This is a genomic window from Chromobacterium aquaticum (assembly GCF_021129195.1).
GTDB lineage: Bacteria > Pseudomonadota > Gammaproteobacteria > Burkholderiales > Chromobacteriaceae > Chromobacterium > Chromobacterium aquaticum.
In genome coordinates, this window is the sequence record NZ_JAJOHW010000242.1 from 1 (window position 1) to 652 (window position 652).

Annotated in this window: 2 protein-coding genes; one reads left to right on the plus strand and one right to left on the minus strand. The window is 58.1% G+C overall.

The genetic code is table 11. From position 1 onward, the window contains the following. On the minus strand, positions 1–183 hold a 183-nt coding region (locus tag LQT98_RS23390; RefSeq protein ID WP_231465602.1), incomplete at its 3' end, for a hypothetical protein. A gap of 151 nt (positions 184–334) precedes the next feature. On the opposite strand from LQT98_RS23390, the gene LQT98_RS23395 reads away from it, so the two are divergent. Then, on the plus strand, positions 335–550 hold the full coding sequence (locus tag LQT98_RS23395; protein WP_231465604.1) for a hypothetical protein: 216 nt from the start codon (positions 335–337) through the stop codon (positions 548–550). The last annotated feature ends 102 nt before the right edge of the window (positions 551–652 follow it).

A 652-nucleotide genomic window follows, 5' to 3' on the forward strand; every position in this document is an offset into this window, starting at 1 on the left:
CTTGCCGTCCAGGTAGTAGTAGTCCTGCCGTTTGTAGGTGCTGCCGCTGGCGATTTCCTCGCGCTTGAGCACCAGGCCCTGGGCGTTGTTGACGTAGCGGAGGCTGCGGTTCTTGGCTTCGTCGCGCGCTTCGACCAAATGACCGTCGACGTTGTAGCGCAGATGGGAGTAGCCGCCCTGCATTCGCGGCGCGACGCCCGCCGGCTAAGCTCACAAATGGAGGAACTTATAGCCGGGTGTCGCACCCTACGAGAGCACCGTATGGCCGTGCCGGTCTGCCAACCTTGCCACACGTCTGTCTCCACATGCCACGCTCCACCTGATTGACCCGCTGTTGCGGCAGCTCAACCAATCCTGCCAGCACTTCGATCACAGCCTTCATCTGCTCAGCCTGGAATTCAATCAAGTCAGCACCGCCTTGTCGGCGCTGACGAACATGCTGGAGCAGTCCAATCTAGACACGCTGGAATGCGAGCAGGTGTATTGCCTGCTGGAGCCTTTCGCCCATCGTTTGCAGCAAACTACGATGCAGATGCAGGAATTGGCTTGAGCCTTATAAACGACCAAAGCCCCGAATGGGGCTTTGAGGGGAGACTTGGATTTTAAACTGCGATGCGTCCAAAGGCCGTGTTTGAGGTAGCCTGATTCCAGC